The sequence below is a fragment of the Acinetobacter schindleri genome (genome assembly GCF_010918895.1).
GTDB lineage: Bacteria > Pseudomonadota > Gammaproteobacteria > Pseudomonadales > Moraxellaceae > Acinetobacter > Acinetobacter schindleri.
The window spans coordinates 1,860,059-1,883,073 of the sequence record NZ_CP044483.1 but is presented as its reverse complement, the minus strand read 5'-3'; the positions used below and the strand labels follow the sequence as shown (position 1 = coordinate 1,883,073).

Below are 23,015 nucleotides of genomic sequence, written 5' to 3'. Positions count from 1 at the left end.
AAAAGCTGCTGTGAACAGCAGCTTTTATAAAAATACAACTCACAACAAGAGAGTCATTCTCTATGATGTTCACTGAATAAAAAGTTCATGTTTAAATTTGCTGGATCCAGAATGTCACTACGTTTTAAAAAATTAACACTTTCCATGTTTTTAATGGGCGCAGCGACGCTCAGTTTTGCTCAACCAGTATTGGTAAAAACAGAACAAAATATTGAAGAATATAAACTGGATAATGGTTTAAGAATTGTCCTTGCACCAAATGACAAAGAAAATAAGACTTTTATGAATACGGTCTATTTCACCGGTTCATTGAACGATCCGCAGGGGAAAGGTGGTCTGGCACATCTATTAGAACATTTAGCCTTTAAAGGGACTGAAAATATTAAAGGCGATGAATTTCAGCGTCGTCTGGATCAGTACACACTCTCATCGAATGCCAGTACGGATTATTATTCTACCAAATATACCAATCTGGTTCGCCCTGAAAGCACTGCACTGGCTGCGGTAATTCAGCTTGAAGCAGAACGGATGGATAAGCTGGTACTACAAGAAAAATATGTACCAACTGAAATTGATATTGTTAAACGTGAACGTGAAATCCGTCTGGATCAGCCATTTTCAGTATTGATGGATCAAATCTTTAAATCGGCTTATGGCAACCAGCATCTCGGTCGTCTGCCAATTGGCGATTTAAACGAGCTGCAATCGATCAATATGCAGGAACTGAATCAATTCTACCGGACCTGGTATGCACCAAATAATGCCTATATGGTAATTTCAGGCAAGTTCGACAAGAAACAGGTACTGAAATATATTGACCAGCATTTTAGTCCAATCAAGGCACGTTCTGTACCAGAACAGCCGAAAGTGCCGGAGTTAAGTCCTGAAAAGATTAAACAGCGTGAGTTTACTGTGGCCAAGGGTAGTGATTTTGCCAAATTCAATATCTATCTGAACCGTTCAGAAGTAGCTAAGCAGAACGCATTATCGGTAACACCAACGCTCTATACCTTACAGCCAAGCGGGCATCTGTATCAGGGTGTGGTTGAGCAGGGAACAGCGACAGCTGTACAGTCTGCTACCTGGCTAGATAAGGACTTTAATATGGTCTTCATGGGGGCAGTCTATGCGCCAAATCATGATGCGAAAAAGGTGGAACAGGCATTACAGGCTGGTGTCGAGCAAGGCAAAGGTTTTAATGAAACTGAGCTGAACCGCGTCAAAAATATGAGCCGTAATGCCGCTGAAAACATTAAAAATAATGCAGCAGCGCTAGGTTCACGCCTGAGTGATTATATTGCCTCTTCCAATGGGGACTGGAGCAAATATTTTAAGGACCTGAATGCAATTCAAAACCTGACTGTAGCTGATGCCAACACCATCTATAAAGATTTCTTTAAGGCGCAATACCGCATTCAGGGCAATATTGTACCTACGGCTGAAGATCAGAAAAAAGCCAAACAGCAAGAGCAGCTTGCAGAAGCCAAACCAACCCTGGATCTAAAACCTGTCACTGAAGAACCATTAAAAGATGTTTCGGTTTACCAGGCGGAAGTGAAACAGTATGTGAAGGAGTCTAAAAAGCTACTGACCAGCAAAGAAAAGCAGATCCAGCGTGGCAAACTGCAAAATGGTATTCAGTATGCTTTGTTCCCAACCCAGACTCGCGATGACAAAGTCTACTCGACGATTGCCTTGGATTTTGGTACGGCTGAAACACTCAAACATAAAAGTGAATTGCTGGATCTGATGGCTTACTTGATCATGCGTGCCTCTGAGACTCAGAGCCTGCAACAGATTTCAGACAAGACCATTGAAGTGAGTGGCTCGGCAAATGTCAGTGCTGCAGGCAATGGCCTGAATATTTCGATTTCAGCCAAGAAGGAACATTTTGAGGAATATTTTAAATATATTCTGGACGTGTTGAAGAATCCAACTTTCGAACAGAGCCAGTTTGACCTGATCAAGTCTCAGTCCTTGTCCAGGCTGGATCGTCCTTATACAGAACCGGATACGGTGACTAGTCTGACCTTTGCGCGTCTGCTCGAGCGTTATGAGCCGGGAGATTTACGTTATCATTTTGAGCCTGACTTGGCTAAACAGCAGATCAACGCAGCGACGCGTGAACAGGTCCAGCAACTGTATCAACGTTTCTTTAAAACCCATCATGCCCGCGTTGCGGTCACTGGTGAATTTAAACCTAAGGCGATGCAGACGCTGATCAAGCAGGAGTTTGAGGGCTGGAAGAGCAATGAGCCTTATGCCCGCCTCAAGTCTGAATATGTCGCGCGTACTGCTGAAAAGGTACATGCACTATCGGAACAGCGTGAGTTTGGCAGCTATGTCGCCGCCATTTCAATTCCGGTGGGTTCAGATCATCCAGATGTACCTGCATTACTGGTATTAAGACACATTTTGGGTGATTCACAATTGTCTTCTCGTCTGGCACAGGAATTACGTGAAAAGAATGCCCTGGTCTATGGCTTTAGTGCCAATGTAGATTTCGCTGAATGGGACAATGCCGGTGCCTTGGCCTTTGGCGCAAACTATACCGCAGGACGCTCTGGCCAAGTATCGGATTCAATACGTAAAGTGATTGCTGAGCTACGTAGCAAAGGTGTCACTGCACAAGAAGTCGAAGCTGCAAAAGCCAGTATTCTGAAAAAACGTGTCACAGCACTGGAAGATGATCGCCGTATTCATAGCATGCTGGTGCCTCAGCTGGAACGAAACCGTGACCTGAACTATCGTCAGAAACGTGACCGCGCGGTGGCAGCCTTAACCAAAGCAGATATCGATGCAGTGATTCAGAAGTATCTGAATACTGATCAGCTGGTAGAAGTGATGTCGGATCAATATGGGCAGCCAGTAAATCAGGCAACGCTTACGAAACGTTAAATCTGTCTAATTCTGATAGATAACTGACTAAAAAACCTCCCCAAACAGGAGGTTTTTTTATAAGGAAGGGAAATGTTTATTCTTTAATAGTAGTAAATATCTTCCATAGGTGAGAGGTAATAGATATTCCATAATTTCTGGCCATTTTCTCAACCTTTAAAGCCGGTAAAAACCTTTAGCATTGTCATAAAAAACAGATTTTAAAGCATTTTTATCATGGCTATGTACGATATCGCTAAAGGCATCAATGATATCAACTAGATTTGCACTGACCCGATCCATTGGAAAATTGGAGGCAAACATGGCACGATCCGATCCAAAGCATTTTAGGGCATGCTGAATCAGAGGCGTCGCAAGTTCAATCAGCTGCGCTTTGGAAGCTAATTGGCGCTGCTGATGAAAATGATGACCCAGCACTGGCATAAATAGCGCAGAGATTTTGGTCATGACATTCGGGCACTCTGCCAGTTTGGCCAGATCTGTTTGCCAGTTTTCTAGAATCCGTTGCCTTTCCTGTGCAGTTTTTCCGGTACCTTTACCCACTGTGCCAAATAGTCCAACAGGCGTGCCGAGATGATCCAGAACAATCGGTGTTTCAGGGAAAGTCTTGGCAAGATGAATCACATCAGAAATCTGAGTGGAATAGACCCAGGCATCAAAACTCAGCCCGGATTTGGCCAGATGTTCAAACCCTTTCAGGAATTTTTTATTAAGATACAAATGTGGTTCATCAGCCCAGGCATGCACGCCTTTATCTGGATGCACGGAAGCCATTTTACGGATCCCACGAAACTTGGGCGAAGCTTCCTGATGGAGTTGCAGTAACTTTTTAAAGTCTTTCCTGCGTGGATCCGCCGTAGCCACGATTGCACCCAATGCCAGATCGTGTGCCTGAAAAGGCAGACTAGCTACAAATCGGGTTTCATTCACGACACCTGTGCCTTTGTGTTCATGCCAGCCTGCTTCAATATGTACCACCTGTTCGACCTGATAATGAGCAATATCCTGTTTGTAATGGGTAGGTAAATAAGGTGCGGTAATGTGTTCAGTCAGGCCTATCGTTTCAATAATTGGTTTGGGATTCAGGAGGCGCACCATACGGTCCAGCAGGCGAGGATGCTTACCAAAGAGTTTGACTGCCAGCGCAGCTGCATGAGGGGTATGATAGGGATCCCATTGATGGATATGTGGGTCGATGATGGGGAAGTTAAGCTGCATGACTTTCCTTGTTGTTATTGGAATTATTCTTATAGCTATATAGAAGTAAAATCACACAGGCGTCAATGCAAAAAGTTGATCTAAAAATGCCAGGTATAAAAAAAGCCCCGAAGGGCTGAGCATTAATGATCGTGGTCATGATCATGTTTATGCTTGTTAGCATGGAATTCTTCGTTATGACGGAAGCGCAAATAGTTTTCGAACTGCTCGCAGTATTCATCATAATTGTCTTCCAGCATCATCTGGAACTGCTGAAGAATGTAAGACATCACCTGATCTTTGGCATCACGCATTTCATTGCCGTCTTTGAAATTGTTGGCTGCCACCCAGGTATTAAAACGGGCAGTCGCAAACAGCATCGAAGCGCTGACCTGACCACGCTTTTCTGCAGGATTTTCCTGAGAGCCTTTTTCTACGCGGCTAAACTCATTGGCTTGCTTGATAAATTCATCAGCACGTTCAAAGAATGCAGCATTTAACGCTTCTTCTTCGGTTACATCGGTCGCTTCAATCTTTTGAACCATGAATTTTTCCTGACACTAAAATCTTAATCGACTTATTATAGGCAAAGCCTTGCAGAAACTAAACCTTTGCCTTAATCTAAAAATAGCCTAAGCATAAAAATGTGATTCCCATGCAAGATGCAATCGCTGTACAAAGCCTGAAAAGTGACATTGCCTTATTACGCCAAAATATCTGGCCACCAGTCAATCTGACCAATGTTGAAGGACTACCAATTTATTATGGCAGCAAGTCGCAGGTGGAAGAATATTATCATCAGTGGACGGGTCTGATTGAAAGGGCGCAGGATCTGTTTCAGCCTTTTATGGAAGATGAAGTACTGGATGCGGTTCATCTGCCGAGCCATTTAAATCTGCCATTATTCTATTTTCACGTCGATCGTATCCGGATCAATAAAACCCGTGCCAAAGAATCAAAAACTTTTCGTGGTATTGCCAGTCTAGTAGAAAAATGCGGTCAATTTGAGCCAGAGCAGATTCAGGCGATGCAACGCTGGCTAGATAGTGATGAGACAGCAGCACTGGTAGCACATCGCGAATTTGTCGATTTGCGCACTTATGTGTTCCAGCATGGGCAAAGTGAATATACTCGCACTCGATTCTATGTGAATGGTATTGTCCTGAGCGTAGAGCAGCATTTCGAACTGGTAGATGCACGAGATAAGCCACGTAAACAGCGCAGTGACAGTTATAACGATCCGCTTGCCGACAACAATACCTGGAAAGTTTACGGTAAATATCGCTAAGTATTTACTGATCTATTTTTTCCAGAAAGGTTGTACCTGGGCAAATTGCTGTAACTCTGCCTGAATTTCCTTTTGCAGCCGCTGTTGCTCCGCATGTAACCAGCCTAGCACAAACCATGCTTTAGGCTTTCGTTTTACATAAGGCTGATATAGGCTTTCTGCAACATGCAGGTCATTATATTGACCCAGGCTTTCCTGTAGCGGTTTTAACGCTTTGAGATAATTTTTCACCTGTTTGGCTGGAAACAGGTTTTGCAGAAATTCGATGTTATAGCGTAAACGCTTTACCCGTTTACGGGTACGATGCTGATCCTCAATTGCCAGCTCACAAAACTGTTCAGCATCGGCACAAATCTGCTGATGTAATTTACTTAGACGCTTATACAGTACACGAATATCTGTGGTGACCTGTTTAGGTTCTGCTTCACTATAACGGAGTAAGTCCAGTATCAGATAATTGGTTTCTGGTTCCCGGAACACCTGTTCTACATGGACATTTTCTTCTGTTGCCGGTGGTAAGCTCAGAATCGGTGATCCGGCAGCTTCAAGTTGTGGCAATAAGCTTTCTGCCAAGGCATCGCGATCACGTGCTGCACCGAGTTGCTGAAAAAGCTCAGTCAGTTGCTCCACCCAAATAGGAGGAATTTCTAGCTCATCGACATTAAAAAAGCGTAAGGCACTGCGCAGACGACGGATAGCGACCCGAGCTTGATGGATATGTTCACTATTATAATATTCAGTAGATAGCGCCGTTGCATTAGGAAGTAGGTGCTGCAAGGTATTTCTAATAATTTTCTGCAACATACCATGTAAGTTATCATCCTTGCCTAATACCAGCGGCAGTTGATGTTGAGCAGGTGTAATGCTGCTGCCTTCAAGCAAAGCATAGCCACGATCTGACTTGCTACGGCTGTCTAGCCATAAGTCATAACGTTGGATCCAGGGTTGTACAAATTCGATCAGTTCACTCAGCTGTCCCTGTTTGAGTTCAAATTCCAGCTCATAAATAGCAATAAATTCTGAACCATGCCGGATTTCACCTTGATCAAAAGCAATTTCAATCACACTGTTTTTATAGTTTTCTACATGAATAGAACGTTGCACTTCAGTTTCAAATTGCAGATGTAAAGGAATTTTTAGTGACCCTAATGCTTCTTTGAGCAGTTCACTGACTTCAGGATAATTTTTATAGTGTTTAAGGTCACATTGTTCAGGCTGTTCTTTTCCTAACTCAAATTCTACTTCTAGACGCTCAAAAGGCTGTTTCCCGGGAGCTTTAAGGGTCTGTAGCCAGATTTCATTTTCCAGGCGCTGCCGTAAAGCAATACCACGTTCACGCAGCTGTAACTCAGTCGTATCAAAATAACGAGCCCAGAGATGATTACGCACTAGCGTTAAACTGATGAAGTCTTGTTGCAGCTGTGCGTGCATGTGGGAGGGAACTTGAAATTTGAGTTCGATTTCTGCCATCGGGTGCTCCTCCTCGATACGGCGTCTAATAATTATAATAGTGAATATAGCCCAAAGCGTTTGGAAAAGATAAGCTGCAAATGCAACAAAAAAGCACCTCTGCGATTGAAGTGCTTTAGGATGGATTTTCTACAACTGCAATAAAACTTGATAAAGCGACTTTATTTTAAAAACTTGCGGCTCACCAGAAACTGTTCTGTGGCCTCTAGCAGTTTTTGTGCATAAACTTCCTGCTTTGCAGTCAGCCAGCCTAGGATAAACCAGTCACTGGCTTCAAGCTCAGTCTGCTGAATATAGACTGCTGAGGAAGCTAGAGTCTGGTATTCGGTTGCTGCCAGCTGTGCATCATTCAGCGCCTTGCTGTATTTCTGTAGATTTTTCACATCATAAATTGAAGTTAGAATTGGAAAGCTGAACTTCAGTTCCTGAATATGCACCGCAAGTAGATCCAGTTGTTCAAAATCATGGATTTCAGTCTGGTTCATCTGCTCTTGTAAAGCTTTATATTGCTGTTGCAAAGTTGCCTGCGCTACGGTTTTTAAATCCTGTGTGCTTTTGACATCTTCTTTCAGGCTAAAGATCAGCAGTTCCAGATAGTGATGCACATTCTGTGTCGACTTCACCAGATTACCCAGTTTTTCCTTAGTATATAGAATATCTTTACTCAGGTTTTCTGCAGTGGTCGGATTCTGTAAAAAGGCGGCTAATGTGCTTTGCATATGCTGTAAATGCTGCAAGTGTTCAAACTGTTTCTTAAAAGCTTCCAGCTGATGTGCCCATTTATCCGAAATGCCAGAATGCCAGTTTTTAAATAACAGAACACTTAGATACAAATGCTCTAGCGCTTGCTGAGCCTGATCGATATGATCCTGTTCTGCGACCTGTGCCGAGATCGCTGCGATATTGGGCAGTAAATGCTGCATTTGCTGAGCAATCAGACTACATAAAGCTTTGGCTGCACTATCTTTTTTGCTGAGCTGGAATTCTTTTACCTGGGTTGCCGGACTGACTTTTTGCTGAGTTGCAAGCAGGTTACCGATCTCTGCCTTGCTGCGCACATCGAGCCATAGATGATATTTCTTGACCCATTCAAAGCTGAAAGCCAATAACTGTTCAACTGAGCCGCTTTTTAGTTCAAATTCAACCTCATGTACTTCCTGCTCGGCTTCCAGAGTACGGATCGTACCGATATCCAGAGCAACTTCAATTTCAGTGCTTTCATATTCAATGACACGCAAGGTACGGGTAATATCTGTTTCAAACTGCAGCTTGAGCTGGCTGATCTGATCCCCCAGCGCGTTATTTAAAATTTGTTGCGCTTCTGGTGCAGTGGCATAAATATTCAGATCCAGTTCAGGTGCCCGTTCCAGTTCACCCAGGTCATGATTATGTTCAAAACGTTGAATATGGCTTTTACCGGCTGCTTTTAAGGTTTGTACCCAACGAGTGCCTTCCAGACGCTGACGCAGGGCTACGCCACTTTTTGAAAGCAGACGGTCTTCGGTGTCATAGTATTTGGCTTGCAGTTGAATCTGTTCGGACTTCTTCGGATCAAGTGCCTTTAACAGCGCAGAGCGGCGTGCTGCAGGAATCTGAAATTTAAGTTCAACTTCAACCATGATAAATATCCTGTTTGTACTGTCTATAAAGGTGATAGACAGAGCTGATGATGCTTTGTATATGCTGTGGATGTGAGCACATACACACTGCAATCATGTTTTTAATTTTTAAGTCGAAGATTGTAACTAAAATCATTTTTTTAGTAAGACTTGACCAGGCTAAAAAAATCATGAACCTGTTTAAATTAATAGAATTTATTCATACCTAAGCAGTTGAAAGCATGCTAGATTCAAGGAAAATTAAACATAGCTGAGAAATCTCACTGCATGAGATCGCACTTTTAAATGTTTAAATAATCCGCTAATGTGAAATTAAAAATATCAGGATGATGCCATGAATGCACAAGTAGAACCTAAAGCGGATCTGACGCTAGCAGTTAGCCAGCCAATGCCGATCCGTGATTATCATGAATTTTATCGATTTTATCTGACTGAACACCGCAATATCATGAGTCGCCGTCTGCATGTAGCAGGAAGTAGTATCGGGCTGTATTTCTTTGGCAAGGCGATCATACAGCGTAAACCAAAATATTTTCTTTATGGACTGGCATCGGGTTATGCCTGTGCCTGGATCGGACATTTTATTTTTGAGAAAAACAAGCCTGCCAGTTTTAAGCAGCCGCTGTATAGTTTTGTCTCGGATTGGCGTATGTTTGCTGATGTTTTGCGTGGCAATATCAGCCTGATTAATCGTGATCAGGACAAGATTCCAAGTTAGAATTGATTAAAAAATAAAAAAATGTATTGATGGGTCATCAGAATTACATGAAAACGCTTGCAAGCTTAGAGTTAATGTTCTAATAATTAAGGCGTTGTCTAAAGGTAATATTTTACCAAAAGATACAGCACAGAAATTACACAGTTTTCCATGCCTGGAGTGACCTTCTCCGGGCTTTTTTTATGTCCAAAATCTGGCAGGGTAAAATTATTATCTGACATTCTGCAATGTTCCTACAAGTTGGGTGCATAAAAATCAGGGTATCAAATGAGTGATTCATAACTGATGATTATTTTTATGTGATTTATTTAAGTCAAATAGCAGATATGAATTATCCCTGAAATTATTAATTTTCCACATTAAATGAACTGGTTATTTTGATACTGCATTCCTTGTATTTATTTACTGAAAATATGTCGTTATATAAGTTTGCATGGTGTCATCATGCTCCTGGTTATGCCTATAATAGCTGATGTATTTTGAATGGCGGCAGTCATGCGCGGTTTGTATTTAATTACCAATGATGATCCAATTGAACTTCTTCTCGCGAAACTTGAAGGTGCGATGGCAACTTATGAAGTTGCAGTGCTTCAGTATCGTCGTAAAAAAGTTGCGAAAGAAAATCAGGCTTATGAAATCGAATATATGAAACAAATGTGTGAACAATATAAAGTTCCATTTGTGATTAATGATGATTTAGAAACTGCGGTGAAATATGGCATAGGTGTGCATTTGGGGCAGGGTGATGGCTCAATTCAGGAAGCTGTTGAACGTTTACCTAAAAATGTTTTGATTGGTCGTAGTTGCAACAACTCACTTGAGCTGGCTGAGCAAGCCATTGCAGATGGTGCAAATTATGTGGCATTTGGCGCGATCTATGCCACTGATAGCAAACCTGAAGCGGGCAATATTGGCTTGGAAACCTTAAAACTGGCCAAGCAAAAATTAAATGTACCCATCTGTGCAATTGGTGGCTTAACTGTTGAAAACTCGAAAGAGGTGATTGAGGCAGGTGCGGATCTTTGTGCGGTTATTAGCGATGTTTTAGGTCGTTCAATGTCTACTGTTGGTCAACGTGTGTATGACTGGTCAGAACTATTTGCTGAACAAGCTTAATTTTTTATTTCTTACCTTATTTTTTTGAGTTGAGTGATTCTCATGAGTTTATCTCCAAAGCAAGAACAACTATTTAAACAAGCCAATAAACATATTCCAGGTGGCGTAAACTCACCTGTACGTGCTTTTAACGGCGTAGGCGGTACGCCAGTCTTTATCGAAAAGGCACAAGGTGCTTATCTATACGATGTTGATGGTAAACGTTATGTGGACTATGTTGGTTCATGGGGCCCGATGATTCTGGGTCATGCGCATCCAGCGATTATTAAAGCTGTTCAGGATGCTGCGGTAGATGGCTTAAGCTTTGGTGCACCGACGGTTCATGAAACGACTTTGGCGGATATCATTTGCGATATCATGCCATCAATTGAACTGGTTCGTATGACCAACTCAGGTACTGAAGCAACGATGACTGCGATCCGTCTGGCACGTGGTTATACTGGCCGTGATAAGATCGTGAAGTTTGAAGGTTGTTACCACGGTCACTCGGATTCACTTCTTGTAAAAGCAGGTTCAGGCCTGTTGACCAAAGGCGAGGGCGAAGCGACTTCTGCGGGCGTACCAGCGGACTTTGCCAAACATACCTTAACACTTCCATATAATGACATCGCTACCTTAAAAGAATGCTTTGCCAAGTTCGGTTCTGAAATTGCGGGTGTGATTGTTGAGCCTGTGGCAGGTAACATGAACCTGGTGAAACCGATTGACGGGTTTCTTCAAGCCATTCGTGATGTCTGTGATGAGCATGGTTCAGTTTTCATTATTGATGAAGTAATGACAGGTTTCCGTGTTGGTCTTGGCGGTGCTCAGGCACATTACGGCGTAACTCCTGACTTAACCACTTTGGGTAAAATCATCGGTGCGGGTCTGCCAGTGGGTGCATTCGGAGGCAAACGTGAAGTGATGGAATGCATCGCACCGCTTGGTAAGGTGTATCAAGCAGGTACTTTATCAGGTAACCCACTGGCAATGCGTGCTGGTATCGCGATGTTTAAACATCTGCGTGAACCGGGCTTCTATGAGAAATTAACTGCGCAGCTTGAGAAACTGCTGGTTGGCTTACAAGCAGCTGCGGATGAAGCTGGTATTCCATTCAAGACCCAACAAGTTGGTGGTATGTTTGGTCTATACTTTACCGATCAGGAAGATATCACCAGCTTCGATTCAATGTTGAAATGCGATGTCGATGCTTTCCGTAAATTCTTCCACGGTATGTTGAAACGTGGTGTGAACCTTGCACCTTCTGCATTTGAAGCCGGCTTTATTTCTGCTGCACACAGCGATGAAGATATCGAATTCACGATCCAGGCTGCTAAAGAAACTTTTGCAGAAATGAAAGAGTAAATTTGCTTTTTTAGAATCCTCCCTAACCTTCTCTTGGGCTTCATTTTATAAGCAATGCTTTTAATATTCGCTCAGGAGAGGGTATTCATCGTTGTAAATAAAAATCACACCTCTCCCTAACCCTTTCCTAAAAGGAGAGGGAAGCTTCAGTTAATTTGAGATCAAAATGCAAACCAAACATTATTTGACTTTAAGCGATGCGGAATTTTTATTAGACCAAGCCCATCAATATGCGATTCAGAATAACTTTAATGTCAGTATCGCTGTAGTTGATGAAACGGGTAATTTGCTGGCGATGAAACGTATGGATGGTGCTTCACCTATGACCGCCAATTTATGTCTGGAAAAAGCCAAGTGTTCTGCCATGAGTCGCCGTCCATCCAAGCTGTTTGAAGATATTATTAAAGGCGGCCAGATGGGCTTTCTGACAATGGATACCTTCTCGGGTATGTTGGAAGGTGGTGAGCCGATTCTGTATCAAGGGCAGTTGGTGGGTGCGATGGGTGTATCTGGTGTAAAGTCATTTGAAGATGCGGAGATTGCACAGGTGGCGATTGAGAAGTTTTTGGCGCAGCAGAGCTAGACATTAGGCACTTGAGAATGGTGCTGACATTCTCAAGTCGAGTATAAAAATCACTATCGGATGAGATAGTGATGCTGCTGTTTAATCATTTCCTTATATTCTGTCGAATTATACAGATCTAAACAATGCATTAATATCGCAGGCATTGCGTTACTTTTATATACCTTAGTTTTAGTTTTCATGTATTGATTTATATATTTTTTTAAATTTTTATAGGCAGGTTCTTCATACGAGCCATGTTGGAAATATCCGCCCATCGCTAGAGCTGCCTCCGAACTAAGAGCTTGATCTTGAGTCATCGTCATACAATAACTAAATCCAAAATTTTTGATATTGAGCTCATCTGCATTTGATATGGATTTATTTAAATCGTTTGCATAACATGCACTCATCACTAGAAAACTAAAAAATATGGCAATAATTTTCATTATCTTAAATTCCAAAACAGAATATCTGTGGTTTTTATGCTAGGTGTATTATGAATAAAGTAACAGCTATCTCCACAATCATTTCCATTCCATAAAGTGACATGTCCAGAAGCATCTCCCCAACCAGAGACTTTAAAAACAATAATTCCTTTTTTTCCTTTTAATTGTGATGATAAATCTTGGTTATTTTGAGGCTTGAAGGAGAGATCCGCATTTCCTAAATTTTGTTCAACAAAGGTGATCATTTCGCGAACCCTCAGTAAATAAGGTTTATGATCAGCTCCTCTGACTTTATAACCTCTCGTTGACTGTTTAATTGGCATTCCACCGTAGTTGAAGGATCTACTTAATCTTAAAGCACAGGCATTTGCATACCCGGTAGGATTTTCTTGATATAAAGCGATCGCCTGGCCTCCCACCATAGAATACACATCACTTGCTGGCATCTTTACGGGATAATATTTCCATAATTCGGAAAATAAAGGTCTTTTTGCTTGTATGGTTGAAGAACGCCCACCAGCCGTTGCAGTTATACTCACCATATTTAGTATTCCGTATCAATTATTATTGTTTTTCCTTGAAAAATATTTTTAAGTAGCCCCTTACCTTCAGCATCAATATCAAGTGAAATAGTAAAAGGGTTAAATGCGTTTATTTCGGAAGGTTCTGGTTTTATTTCGATAGTAATAATATCGCCTTGTGCATAACCGGAAGTTTCAATATGCAAATTTAAGTCATCAAAAAATCTGGACTTTTTTTCTAAAAGAATAAAATTGTCTCCATAGCTCCAATAAATATTATTGATAGTCTTTACTTTTTTTTCTTCAATATATTTATCAGCTATATAGGGTGTTGATTGATCACTTTTACTTGAGACCATACCATTATTCATGACAGCCAAATCAGAAATTTTCAGGAATTTTGAACCACAAGTTGACCTGTCTCCTACTGCAACAATACTTCTACCGAGCACAACCATAAAACCCCGATTAGAAGCAAGTGCTTTGGATAGGACATTACATTTAGGACAATAATGTACCATTCCATCCAAATGCACTGCTTTCCCAGCTACCAAAAAAGAAGGATCGCCAAGAGTAATGATTCCGCCATGATCAGTTTTACAACCAACTGTTATTAATGCTTTCATTGTTATTTTTTATTAATCTTTTATAAAATTAATAATAACATAACCATATAAAATCAAAGGTTTGGTTTAAAAATCATCTAATCAGTTTGCATATAACTACTATAATGGCTGAGTGTAGATATAAGTCCTTTTTACTTTGTTTAAATCTTATCCTGCTGACTTTTTAAGTATTGAGTACCTTTCAAACTCAGTTAGCATATACCTTCACCATAAATGCTAACTGTCTTAAGCCCAAAGAGAATTCTATGCTGTACCCAATGCCTAAAAAAATCCAACTCGCACCATCTCAAGCCAAATGGCAATTGGCATCAGCACAATCTGTTTTAGTTCTTGTAGGCTTACAAAATCTACGCATGATACAGGGCATTCAAGACAGTGTGCTTATGCACAACCTGATTCAAATCAGCAACAAAGCCAAAGCACTCGATATTCCCATTGTTGATCTGTACGGTGATGATCTGATTCAAGGTATGCAGCAACTCGGTGAATATGCCTCAACCCATCCACAGTTAATCTTTGCAGGCACAATCACCCCAATGTTGAAACAAATCCTGCCACATTTACAAAGTGTGACTGAGCAAATTTGCGTGATTGATGATGCGATCCTATTGCCAAATCAGGAACAGCACATTCAGTGGATCGATAATATTTCGGCACAAGGCTTGCATCATATGAATAGTTATAGGTTGACTCGATTATGGAATCTGAGTGCGCCAGCAGAATATGTGTTGTCGAGCAAAGGTATTATGTTAGCAGTAGCAGAACAGCTGGATATGGATGCACTAGATATTGATCCATATGTAGATTTAAGACAATACGGACTGGACTCGATCGCTGTAGTAAGCCTGGTTGGTGTGTGGCGCGCTAATGGTGCAAATATCCGTTATGAAGATGTTTATGAATATCCTTCACTAGAAGAACTGGTGAGTTTTGTTCTGCAATCAGCACGCAGATAATCACGAATTGGGCAATTTTCTTAATATAATCGGAAATTTCATCGGCAATTACAGAAAACGACATTGTAATTCTGTGCCAAGCTTTCTATCATTGCCGCCTTGTTTTGCGCGATCAGCCAGGGATTGAACTTTGAGCAATTTTCTAACCGAACATCTGATTCATCGTGATGACGATTTTATGGTCATTCATAAACCGGCAGGTTTACTCACGGTACCCGGTAAAACAGAAGATTTGCAAGATTGCCTGATTAACAGATTAGTAGAATTAGAACCAAAAACACTACTTATTCATCGTCTCGATCGGGATACTTCTGGAATTCTGGTCTTTGCCTTAAGCCGTGAAGGACAAAAATCTATTTCGCGCCAGTTTCAGGAACGCCAAACCGATAAAACCTATCAAGCTATTGTAGCCGGAACATTAGACGGTGAAGGTACTGTCGATATACCGGTGATCTATGATCCAAGCCGTCCACCATTACATGTTGCTGAACCAAATCATAATAAGCCCGCATTGACCCACTGGCAGGCAGTCGAGCATTTTGAAATTCAGGGACAGCCCGTTACTCGCGTCAAACTGACACCCATTACCGGCCGTTCACATCAGCTCCGTGTACACATGCAGTATCTCGGTCATCCAATTATTGGCGATACTTTATATGCTACAGTGCAACAGCAACAGTTGATGCCACGCCTGTGCCTGCATGCAGAACAGCTCAGTTTTATTCATCCTAAAAATGCAGAAAAAGTCGAGTTTCATTGCCCGGCACCATTCTAGGAAATACTCGTTTAATCGTCGTTATTGATGCCCACTTTTGGTGGGCTTTGTGTCAAAATATATTGCTTAAAGGTGTGAAATTTTGCTCAAATGATGTGCTATTTTTGAGCATAATCTTTACAGTCTTGTACTTAAGATAAGGGTGGAAAAATTGCAGCAGTTTGCTATTGGTCAACGTTGGTTATCAGATACTGAAACAGAACTCGGTCTGGGGGTTCTCATTGATGTTGATGAGCGATCGGTCAGTATTTTATTCCCGAAAAGCGACGAAACCCGTGTCTATGCACGTAGCAATGCGCCTTTGTCTCGTATCATTTTTAATGTAAATGATGAACTGCAAGACCAGGAAGGCAATACCTGGACAGTTGAATCTTTTGAAGATCGCAACGGCGTGGTGCGCTATCAGGTTGTACGTACTTTAAGTGATGGTACTGAGGAACGTAAAGCTCTGAATGAAACCCGTATTGGTGCAACCATTCAACTGTCTAAGCCATTAGACCGTTTGCTGGCTAGCCAAATTGATTATAAAGAATGGTATGATCTGCGTATTGAAGCTATGCTCATGCAAGCCAATATGCAAAGCAGCCCGTTACGTGGTCTGGTTGGCTCACGTGTAGGCTTGATTCCGCATCAGCTGTATATCGCACACGAAGTCGGTAAACGTTTTGCACCGCGTGTATTGCTGGCGGATGAAGTAGGTCTGGGTAAAACCATTGAAGCCGGTTTGATCATTCACCAACAGTTAAAAACTGGCCGTTCTGAACGTATTCTGATTCTGGTACCAGATTCACTGCAATATCAGTGGATGATTGAAATGCGCCGTCGTTTCAATCTGGAATTCTCACTATTTGATTTAACCCGTACTGCATCGATCAAAGAACACGATCCTGATCTAAATCCGTTCCTGACTGAACAGCGCATTATTGCTTCTATTGACCTAATGATTGATCACGAAGACCTGCGTGAGCAGGCGCTTGAAGCTGGTTTCGATCTTCTTGTTGTCGATGAAGCCCATCACCTGATGTGGAGTGAAGAAGAGGGTGGTAACGACCGTTACGATCTGGTTGAAGAACTATCTGAAAAAACACCAGGCGTATTATTGTTAACGGCAACACCTGAACAGCTGGGTGTGGAATCGCACTTTGCGCGTTTACGTTTGCTGGATCCACAACGTTTCAGTTCATTAGACCGTTTCCTGGATGAAGAAGCACAATATCAGCAGACTGCAAAAATTGCTGAAGTGCTAATGTCAGATATGCCACTTGAAGAAGGGCATCTGGCAGCACTTGAAGGTCTGCTTGGTCATCGTATTGAAGATAACCCTGAGCAACGTTTCCGTGCGATTCACGAACTGCTGGACCGCCATGGTACTGGCCGTATCCTGTTCCGTAATACCCGTGAAGCCATTCAGGGCTTCCCGGGGCGGGACTGCCAGCCAGCACCATTACCAGCACCTGAAAACTGGTCTAAAAATGGCAAGCTACGTGAACAAATGTGGCCCGAAGAATCACAGCTTGATGGTTCCTGGATGGAATCAGACCCACGAGTAATGTGGTTGATGGAAAAACTCCGCACTGATCTCAAACACAAAAAAGTGCTTTTGATTGCGCGTAGTGGTCCAGTAGTAGAAGCACTGGAAAATGTGCTACGTCTTCATGCTGGTATCCGTACTGCGATGTTCCATGAAGGCATGAGCCTGCTGGAACGTGACCAGGCAGCAGCTTATTTCGCTGAAGAGTCTTATGGCGCGCAGATTTTGCTGTGTTCAGAAATTGGTTCTGAAGGCCGTAACTTCCAGTTTGCTTCTGACCTGATCCTATTTGACTTGCCAGCAAATCCAGATGTGCTTGAGCAACGTATCGGTCGTCTGGATCGTATCGGTCAGGAAAATCGTATCCAGATTCATGTGCCTTATCTGGTCGGTACTGCACAAGAGCGTATGTTCCGCTGGTATAACGAAGCACTGAATATTTTCAGCAATATTTCGCCAACTGCGCAAACATTGCAAGAAAACTTCATTATTGAATTAAAAGACTGTTTACTTGCTGATAAAGGTCAGGCTTTTGAAGACCTGCTAGAGGAAGTGACCGTACAACGTCAGGCGCTGGAAGCAGAACTGCAAGAAGGCCGTGACCGTCTGTTGGAATACAACTCTTGCCGTCCAATGGTGGCACAGGAAATCGTCACTGCGCTTGAAGACTATGACGATAATACGACTTTGCCAATGTTCATGAAGCGCTTTATGGCATCGACCAACATTGATTTTGATGAGCAAAGTAATGGTACGGTGATTATCAAGCCAACCGATCAAATGCAGGTGCAAGGTCTGACTCTGGATGAAGAGGGCATGACTGCAACTTTCTATCGTGATCAGGCACAAATCCGTGAAGATGCTCAATACTTGACGCTTGAACATCCATTCACTGAAAGTGTGATGGAAATGATCAATACACAAGGATTTGGTAGTACCAATGTTGCGGTGTTGAAGTCTGCTGCATTGCCACAAGGTTCAGTATTGCTTGAAGTCTGGTTTAAAGTGGATGTCGTGGCACCGAAAGCATTGAACTTGCCATCAAGCTTGCCACAACAATTGGTTCGTGTATTGCTCAGTGAAAAAGGTCAGGATCTGTCGCAAAAAATTGCGCCAGAAATTCTGAAACCATATTTACATCATCTGGATGGCAATAGCTGCCGTCAGGTCGTGAAAGCGCGTCGTGAAGTAATTGAAGCACGTTATCAACAGGCACTGGAACTGGCTCGAGCTGCTTTGCCGCAATTCAAGCAACAGGCGAAGGAAGTATATGGCAGCAAATGGCAATATGAAATTGACCGTCTGACTTACCTGAAACAGTTCAACCCAAGCATCCGTGAAGATGAAATTTCTCGTCTGCAAAAACTGCAGAAAGAAGGTTTAAGCTTACTGGATGGTCTGTCTGTAACCCCAGAAGCAATTCAGGTGATGGTGGTGGTTAAACCATAACAATCATCTAAGAAAAGGCAGCCTTCGGGCTGTTTTTTTATGGCTATTTTTCTACAAGAAATCTGGATTGAAATTATGAGGATTTATATGATTAAAACTATTTCATTTAGATAAGAATATTTGTTTGAAGATATAAGCTGTCAGTAAATAGTTGTTGTTAAAAATCATCTTCGGTTAAAATAGTAAAAAATCATAACAAGAAATCAAAATAATGTCTCAGGCGTTTATTACTTTAGGCTCGCAAACTTCACATGGTGGTGTAGTTGCCGAAGCGGAAAATTCTGTATTAATTCACGGCATCGCTGTGCATTTGCAAGGCATGAAGCATTACTGTCCCAAGTGCAATAGCGTAGTGACCGCCATTGCTAAAAATCAATCCATTACTGTTTTAGGGCGGGCGGTGATTGTCGCAGGTGACAAAGCCAGTTGTGGCGCCCAGTTTCTGGCAAATCAGCATCTGACAGTTTCGCAAAAATAATCCAGCTGCTTTTATTCTTCATTCGGTGACTTCAAGGTCATGCTTAGGAAGAATATGTGCTCATTTTTAGTCATCTTTAAGGTTAAGCTTGCAGACATCATGGATTGAAAAACTATATAACCGCATGAAGCCAGCCTTACATTTTACCCATGCCAATGGCATTCCATCAGCGACTTATCGGAAGTTCCTGAACGGTTTTCAGGATGAATATACGGTTAAAAGTATTCCTTTGATCGGCATGAATCCAGATTATCCAATTACCACAGACTGGCGTTATTTGGTGGATGAGGTGATTGCCGATATTGAACAGCAATTTTCAGGACAGCCAGTGATTGGACTTGGACACTCTTTTGGCGGTTTGGTTACGATGATGGCAGCTTATAAAAAACCAGCTTTATTTTCTAAGCTCATCATTATGGATCCGCCTTTTGTGATTGGGAAAAACAGTGCGTTATTTGAATTGGTGAAAAAGTTCAATTTAAAAAGTATTGATCGCTTTACTCCGGCAGGTATTACTTTAAAGCGTAAAGACCACTGGTCATCTCAGCTGGACGCGGTAGAGGCGCTGAGATCGAATCGTCTGTTTAAGCATTTTGATGAACAGTGTTTTCAGGACTATATCGACAGTGGAATTGTTGAAGATCAACAGCGCGGTGGTGTAACTTTAAAAATTCCAAAACAGGTTGAAGCAGAAATCTTTCGGACAGTTCCGGCCTGGTGGTGGCGTACTCCGCGTAAAGCACCGCAAGTTCCCATTCACCTCATCACTGCAGAACAGAGCCAGTTCTATCAACAGGGTCTGCCGCAAGGCTTAAAGAAAATTTATCAAATTGATTATTCAGTCTTGCCAGGTGGACATATGTTTCCACTGGAACAGCCAAAACAGGTAGCTGAATATGTAAAAGCCAAACTGAAAACTTTGGGATAATATCGAATAAAAAGAGATGATCGGTATCTCTTTTTATTTAGCTTGTATTCATCAAGATTAACGGATTTGAGACTGATCGAGATGTCGAGCACCTTCCAAAATCATGCGGATCATGATCATGGTCTGTTCAGCAATTTCCTGACGTTCATCAGCTGGCATATCTATCACTTTGGCACCCATGTTAAATACCAGCTGGGTAATCGCTTTGGCAGCAATATCCGGATAGAGCAGACGGCTTTTATTTAGTCTTTCCAGACGTACTAGGTCTTCCTGTAATTCCTGCTGAAAATACTGGAGTTGACGTTCTACCGCCTGTTTATATGATTGTGAACCGGTATAGCCTTCACGGAGTAACAAACTCAGGTTGCCTTCATCAGCATCTAACTGGGCAATAAATACTTCTACTGAACTACGGATAATACTGTTCTGTTTCGATGCCTTTAAACGCGATTCATTCAGAATCTTACGCAAAACCAGACCGGCACGGTCAATCAGTTCAATTGCCAGTTCATCGATATCTTTAAAGTGACGATAAAAGCTGTTCGGTGCAATACCGGCTTCGCGTGCTACTTCACGCAGGCTTAAAGAGGCAATACTTTTTTGTGGGCCAATCAGATTCAAGGCTGCCTGAAACAGTTCTTCTTTGGTAATGGTCGCCTTACGCCCCACGCTGCGTACAATGATCGGTTCATCAATGTTCTTTGTTTTGAGTAGGGAAGCGTCACTGCTTATTTTCATTGAAGACTCGTCATGTATTGGATATGAGGCATTCCAGTATTATAGCGAAGCCCAGCAAACTTGTGAAATGAATAGAAACAATACATGTATATATACAAATATATATACATGTGTATAATAATTCAAAACCCAACAAGATTGCTATGAAGATGCAGGTACTCGCAAAACGTAAATCGCCGATCGATTTCTTTAAAGAAAGCGTGATTGATCAGCATGCGATTAATTTCTGGATGCAGAAATTTAACCCACTCTGGTCGTTGAACCAGCCATTGGGCAAGATTGTGCATAAAGAAAATGCTGCCCAGGATATGGTCAGCCTGAAAATTCTGGTCAATCGCTTGTTCAAATTTGGCGAAGCGGGCCAGCATCATCCAGTTTACGTTGTGGTAAATGGTATTCGTTACGAGCGTAGCTATAGTCTGACTCAGCTGGATCAGCAACATGTGTTACTGACCATCAAGAAAGTTGAAGATGGCAAGGTAAGTCATTGGGCGGCAAATATAGCTCAAGTTGGTGACATTATTGAATTCGGTTTGCCATTTGGCGATATGACTTTAGCTGTTGAAGCAACACCAATGCTGTTGTTGGCAGCGGGTAGTGGTATTACACCTATGCTGAGTTTGCTCGAAGCATTAAGCAAGACTGGCAAGCTGAGTCAACAGCCAGTACAGCTTCTGTACTGGGTAAAGCATTATCAAGATGTCGCATTCAAATCACGTTTTGAAGAATTTGCTGCGCAGTATCCAAACTTTAGCTTTAAAGTATTCGCGACTCAGGAACAACCAGTTGCAGAACGCTTGAATCAAAGTCATCTGGCCGATCTTCAAAATATTGATCAGACAACAGTCTATGCTTGCGGTCCATCAGGTTTTGTCGCTCAGGCAGAAATACTGTTTGCTCATGCCAAAGTATTTAAGTCTGAAGCTTTCAGCATGAGTCTGGACGATAACACTGAAACAGGCTTTGTGAATGTCACACTGACGCAATCTAATAAAGTTGTTAGCATTCCAAAAGGTCAGTCTATTCTGGCGAGTCTGGAACAGCAAAATATTAAACCGAACCATGGCTGTCGTATGGGTATTTGTAATAAATGCGCTTGCAATAAAGTTGAAGGTTCTACCAAAAATTTAGTCAATGGCGCACAAAATAAAGAACCAGGAAACCTCCTGAAAATTTGTGTGAATTCAGCGCAGACTGACCTTGTCATCGACCTATAAGCGAGTTGATCACTATGAATATGCCAGTAAAATTTCAGTATTTTAAAAATCCAAAAAACCGTGAACTGACACAGACAGAATTGGACGAACTTGCGCGTGAACTTGATGCGATCAAGCAGGAAGTGCTAGATGACTTGGGTGAGAAAGACGCGAAATACATCCGTCGTGTCTATTCTGCAATTCGTTACTCTTCTATCGCGGGTCGTGCGTTATTGTTCGCAGGCTGGTTCCCACCAGCATGGATTTTAGGTACAGGTCTGCTTGGTTTTGCCAAAATCATGGAAAATATGGAGTTGGGTCATAATGTCATGCACGGTCAGTACGACTGGATGAATGATCCTAAGATGAATGGCCAGACCTATGAATGGGACATTGTGGGTACTTCTGATAACTGGCGTCAAACCCATAACTTTAAACATCATACCTATACCAATATTAAAGGTATGGATGATGATATCGGCTATGGTCTGGTTCGTCTGTTCCCTGAACAACGCTGGAAGCCATCTTATTTATTACAACCGATTTACAGCATTCCATTCTGCCTGTTGTTCCAATGGGGCGTAGCGATTCAAAACCTTGAACTGGGTAAATACTTCAAGGGTCGTAAAACCAAGGAACAGACCAAAGAAGAATGGAAACCAATGCAGCGTAAAATTACCAAACAGCTGTTTAAGGACTATGTCTTCTTCCCGTTGATTGCAGGTCCTGCTGCATTGCCGGTGTTTGCTGGTAATATGGTGGCAAATGGTATCCGTAACGTTTGGACATTTAGTATTATTTTCTGTGGCCACTTTACTAAGGATGTTGAAGTATTCCCGAAATCAGTACTGGAAAATGAAAGCCGTGGTCACTGGTATATGCGACAGATCCGTGGTTCATCGAATCTGACAGGCTCTGAAGCGTTTCATATTCTGACTGGTCACTTGAGCCATCAGATTGAGCACCATTTATACCCAGATGTGCCGGCACGTCGTTATCGTCAAATGGCGCCAAAAGTTCAGGCAGTCTGTGAAAAATATGGTCTGAACTATAACAATGCCAGTCTGGTGAAACAGTACGGCAGTGTGATTAAGCGTATTGTGAAGTATGCATTTCCGTTTAGAAAATAAGTTTCTATAATTTAATAAAAAACCAC

Annotated in this window: 21 protein-coding genes; 13 read left to right on the top strand and 8 right to left on the bottom strand. The window is 42.1% G+C overall.

Translation table 11 applies throughout. The features are described 5' to 3' along the window. The first annotated feature begins 111 nt into the window (after window positions 1-111). Window positions 112-2,898 (top strand): M16 family metallopeptidase, encoded by a 2,787-nt coding sequence (locus FSC11_RS09135; RefSeq protein ID WP_163166501.1) that lies wholly within the window; start codon window positions 112-114, stop codon window positions 2,896-2,898. A 156-nt stretch (window positions 2,899-3,054) separates the two neighbouring features. Here the strand turns inward: FSC11_RS09135 and FSC11_RS09130 are convergent, their stop codons facing one another. Together FSC11_RS09130 and FSC11_RS09125 are read right to left on the bottom strand one after the other, a co-directional pair. Beyond that, on the bottom strand, window positions 3,055-4,116 hold the full coding sequence (locus FSC11_RS09130) for an amidohydrolase family protein (RefSeq protein WP_163166499.1): 1,062 nt from the start codon (window positions 4,114-4,116) through the stop codon (window positions 3,055-3,057). A gap of 122 nt (window positions 4,117-4,238) precedes the next feature. Next, the gene (locus FSC11_RS09125) at window positions 4,239-4,640 is read right to left on the bottom strand and encodes a DUF3144 domain-containing protein (RefSeq protein ID WP_071320477.1); all 402 of its coding nucleotides are present in this window, start codon (window positions 4,638-4,640) and stop codon (window positions 4,239-4,241) included. A 110-nt stretch (window positions 4,641-4,750) separates the two neighbouring features. Between FSC11_RS09125 and FSC11_RS09120 the strand changes: the two genes are divergently transcribed. Then, on the top strand, window positions 4,751-5,383 hold the full coding sequence (locus FSC11_RS09120) for a hypothetical protein (protein ID WP_163166497.1): 633 nt from the start codon (window positions 4,751-4,753) through the stop codon (window positions 5,381-5,383). Between the two features lie 12 nt (window positions 5,384-5,395). Here the strand turns inward: FSC11_RS09120 and FSC11_RS09115 are convergent, their stop codons facing one another. Together FSC11_RS09115 and FSC11_RS09110 are read right to left on the bottom strand one after the other, a co-directional pair. Beyond that, on the bottom strand, window positions 5,396-6,853 hold the full coding sequence (locus tag FSC11_RS09115; protein ID WP_163166495.1) for a CYTH and CHAD domain-containing protein: 1,458 nt from the start codon (window positions 6,851-6,853) through the stop codon (window positions 5,396-5,398). A 161-nt stretch (window positions 6,854-7,014) separates the two neighbouring features. After that, window positions 7,015-8,472, bottom strand: a complete 1,458-nt coding sequence (locus FSC11_RS09110; protein ID WP_163166493.1) for a CYTH domain-containing protein — start codon at window positions 8,470-8,472, stop codon at window positions 7,015-7,017. Window positions 8,473-8,806: 334 nt separating this feature from the next. On the opposite strand from FSC11_RS09110, the gene FSC11_RS09105 reads away from it, so the two are divergent. The 4 genes from FSC11_RS09105 (at window position 8,807) to FSC11_RS09085 (ending at window position 12,233) form a co-directional block, all read left to right on the top strand. Then, window positions 8,807-9,190, top strand: coding sequence for an Mpo1-like protein (locus FSC11_RS09105; protein WP_163166491.1), 384 nt, complete (start codon window positions 8,807-8,809; stop codon window positions 9,188-9,190). 495 nt (window positions 9,191-9,685) lie between these two features. Continuing rightward, window positions 9,686-10,306 (top strand): thiamine phosphate synthase, encoded by a 621-nt coding sequence (gene thiE / locus FSC11_RS09095; protein WP_163167760.1) that lies wholly within the window; start codon window positions 9,686-9,688, stop codon window positions 10,304-10,306. 42 nt (window positions 10,307-10,348) lie between these two features. Continuing rightward, window positions 10,349-11,650: a glutamate-1-semialdehyde 2,1-aminomutase gene (gene hemL, locus FSC11_RS09090; RefSeq protein WP_163166489.1), complete on the top strand. Its 1,302-nt coding sequence runs from the start codon at window positions 10,349-10,351 to the stop codon at window positions 11,648-11,650. Between the two features lie 166 nt (window positions 11,651-11,816). Continuing rightward, window positions 11,817-12,233 carry a GlcG/HbpS family heme-binding protein gene (locus tag FSC11_RS09085; protein ID WP_163166487.1) on the top strand — a complete coding sequence of 139 codons (417 nt, stop codon included), beginning with the start codon at window positions 11,817-11,819 and terminating at the stop codon, window positions 12,231-12,233. A 53-nt stretch (window positions 12,234-12,286) separates the two neighbouring features. Here the strand turns inward: FSC11_RS09085 and FSC11_RS09080 are convergent, their stop codons facing one another. From FSC11_RS09080 to FSC11_RS09070, 3 genes are read right to left on the bottom strand one after another with little or no spacing between them, the layout of a single operon-like run. Beyond that, window positions 12,287-12,661 (bottom strand): hypothetical protein, encoded by a 375-nt coding sequence (locus FSC11_RS09080; RefSeq protein ID WP_163166485.1) that lies wholly within the window; start codon window positions 12,659-12,661, stop codon window positions 12,287-12,289. Beyond that, on the bottom strand, window positions 12,661-13,203 hold the full coding sequence (locus FSC11_RS09075; RefSeq protein WP_159123770.1) for a type VI secretion system amidase effector protein Tae4: 543 nt from the start codon (window positions 13,201-13,203) through the stop codon (window positions 12,661-12,663). The genes FSC11_RS09080 and FSC11_RS09075 overlap by 1 nt, the downstream gene beginning before the upstream one ends. A 2-nt stretch (window positions 13,204-13,205) precedes the next feature. Next, window positions 13,206-13,808, bottom strand: coding sequence for a PAAR domain-containing protein (locus FSC11_RS09070; protein ID WP_163166483.1), 603 nt, complete (start codon window positions 13,806-13,808; stop codon window positions 13,206-13,208). 245 nt (window positions 13,809-14,053) lie between these two features. Between FSC11_RS09070 and FSC11_RS09065 the strand changes: the two genes are divergently transcribed. The 5 genes from FSC11_RS09065 (at window position 14,054) to FSC11_RS09045 (ending at window position 19,925) form a co-directional block, all read left to right on the top strand. Next, window positions 14,054-14,764 carry a phosphopantetheine-binding protein gene (locus FSC11_RS09065; protein WP_163166481.1) on the top strand — a complete coding sequence of 237 codons (711 nt, stop codon included), beginning with the start codon at window positions 14,054-14,056 and terminating at the stop codon, window positions 14,762-14,764. Between the two features lie 130 nt (window positions 14,765-14,894). Further along, the gene (locus FSC11_RS09060; protein ID WP_008304726.1) at window positions 14,895-15,539 is read left to right on the top strand and encodes an RluA family pseudouridine synthase; all 645 of its coding nucleotides are present in this window, start codon (window positions 14,895-14,897) and stop codon (window positions 15,537-15,539) included. A gap of 142 nt (window positions 15,540-15,681) precedes the next feature. Next, window positions 15,682-18,519, top strand: coding sequence for an RNA polymerase-associated protein RapA (gene rapA / locus FSC11_RS09055; protein ID WP_163166479.1), 2,838 nt, complete (start codon window positions 15,682-15,684; stop codon window positions 18,517-18,519). Window positions 18,520-18,730: 211 nt separating this feature from the next. Continuing rightward, window positions 18,731-18,997 (top strand): PAAR domain-containing protein, encoded by a 267-nt coding sequence (locus FSC11_RS09050; RefSeq protein WP_004894260.1) that lies wholly within the window; start codon window positions 18,731-18,733, stop codon window positions 18,995-18,997. 124 nt (window positions 18,998-19,121) lie between these two features. Further along, on the top strand, window positions 19,122-19,925 hold the full coding sequence (locus tag FSC11_RS09045; RefSeq protein WP_163167758.1) for an alpha/beta fold hydrolase: 804 nt from the start codon (window positions 19,122-19,124) through the stop codon (window positions 19,923-19,925). A 57-nt stretch (window positions 19,926-19,982) separates the two neighbouring features. On the opposite strand, the gene fabR is transcribed toward FSC11_RS09045, so the two are convergent. Next, on the bottom strand, window positions 19,983-20,663 hold the full coding sequence (gene fabR, locus FSC11_RS09040; protein ID WP_004894263.1) for an HTH-type transcriptional repressor FabR: 681 nt from the start codon (window positions 20,661-20,663) through the stop codon (window positions 19,983-19,985). Between the two features lie 149 nt (window positions 20,664-20,812). Between fabR and FSC11_RS09035 the strand changes: the two genes are divergently transcribed. Together FSC11_RS09035 and FSC11_RS09030 are read left to right on the top strand one after the other, a co-directional pair. Then, window positions 20,813-21,880: a ferredoxin reductase gene (locus FSC11_RS09035; RefSeq protein WP_171521741.1), complete on the top strand. Its 1,068-nt coding sequence runs from the start codon at window positions 20,813-20,815 to the stop codon at window positions 21,878-21,880. Window positions 21,881-21,894: 14 nt separating this feature from the next. Further along, window positions 21,895-22,989: a fatty acid desaturase family protein gene (locus FSC11_RS09030; RefSeq protein WP_163166474.1), complete on the top strand. Its 1,095-nt coding sequence runs from the start codon at window positions 21,895-21,897 to the stop codon at window positions 22,987-22,989. Window positions 22,990-23,015 lie beyond the last annotated feature (26 nt).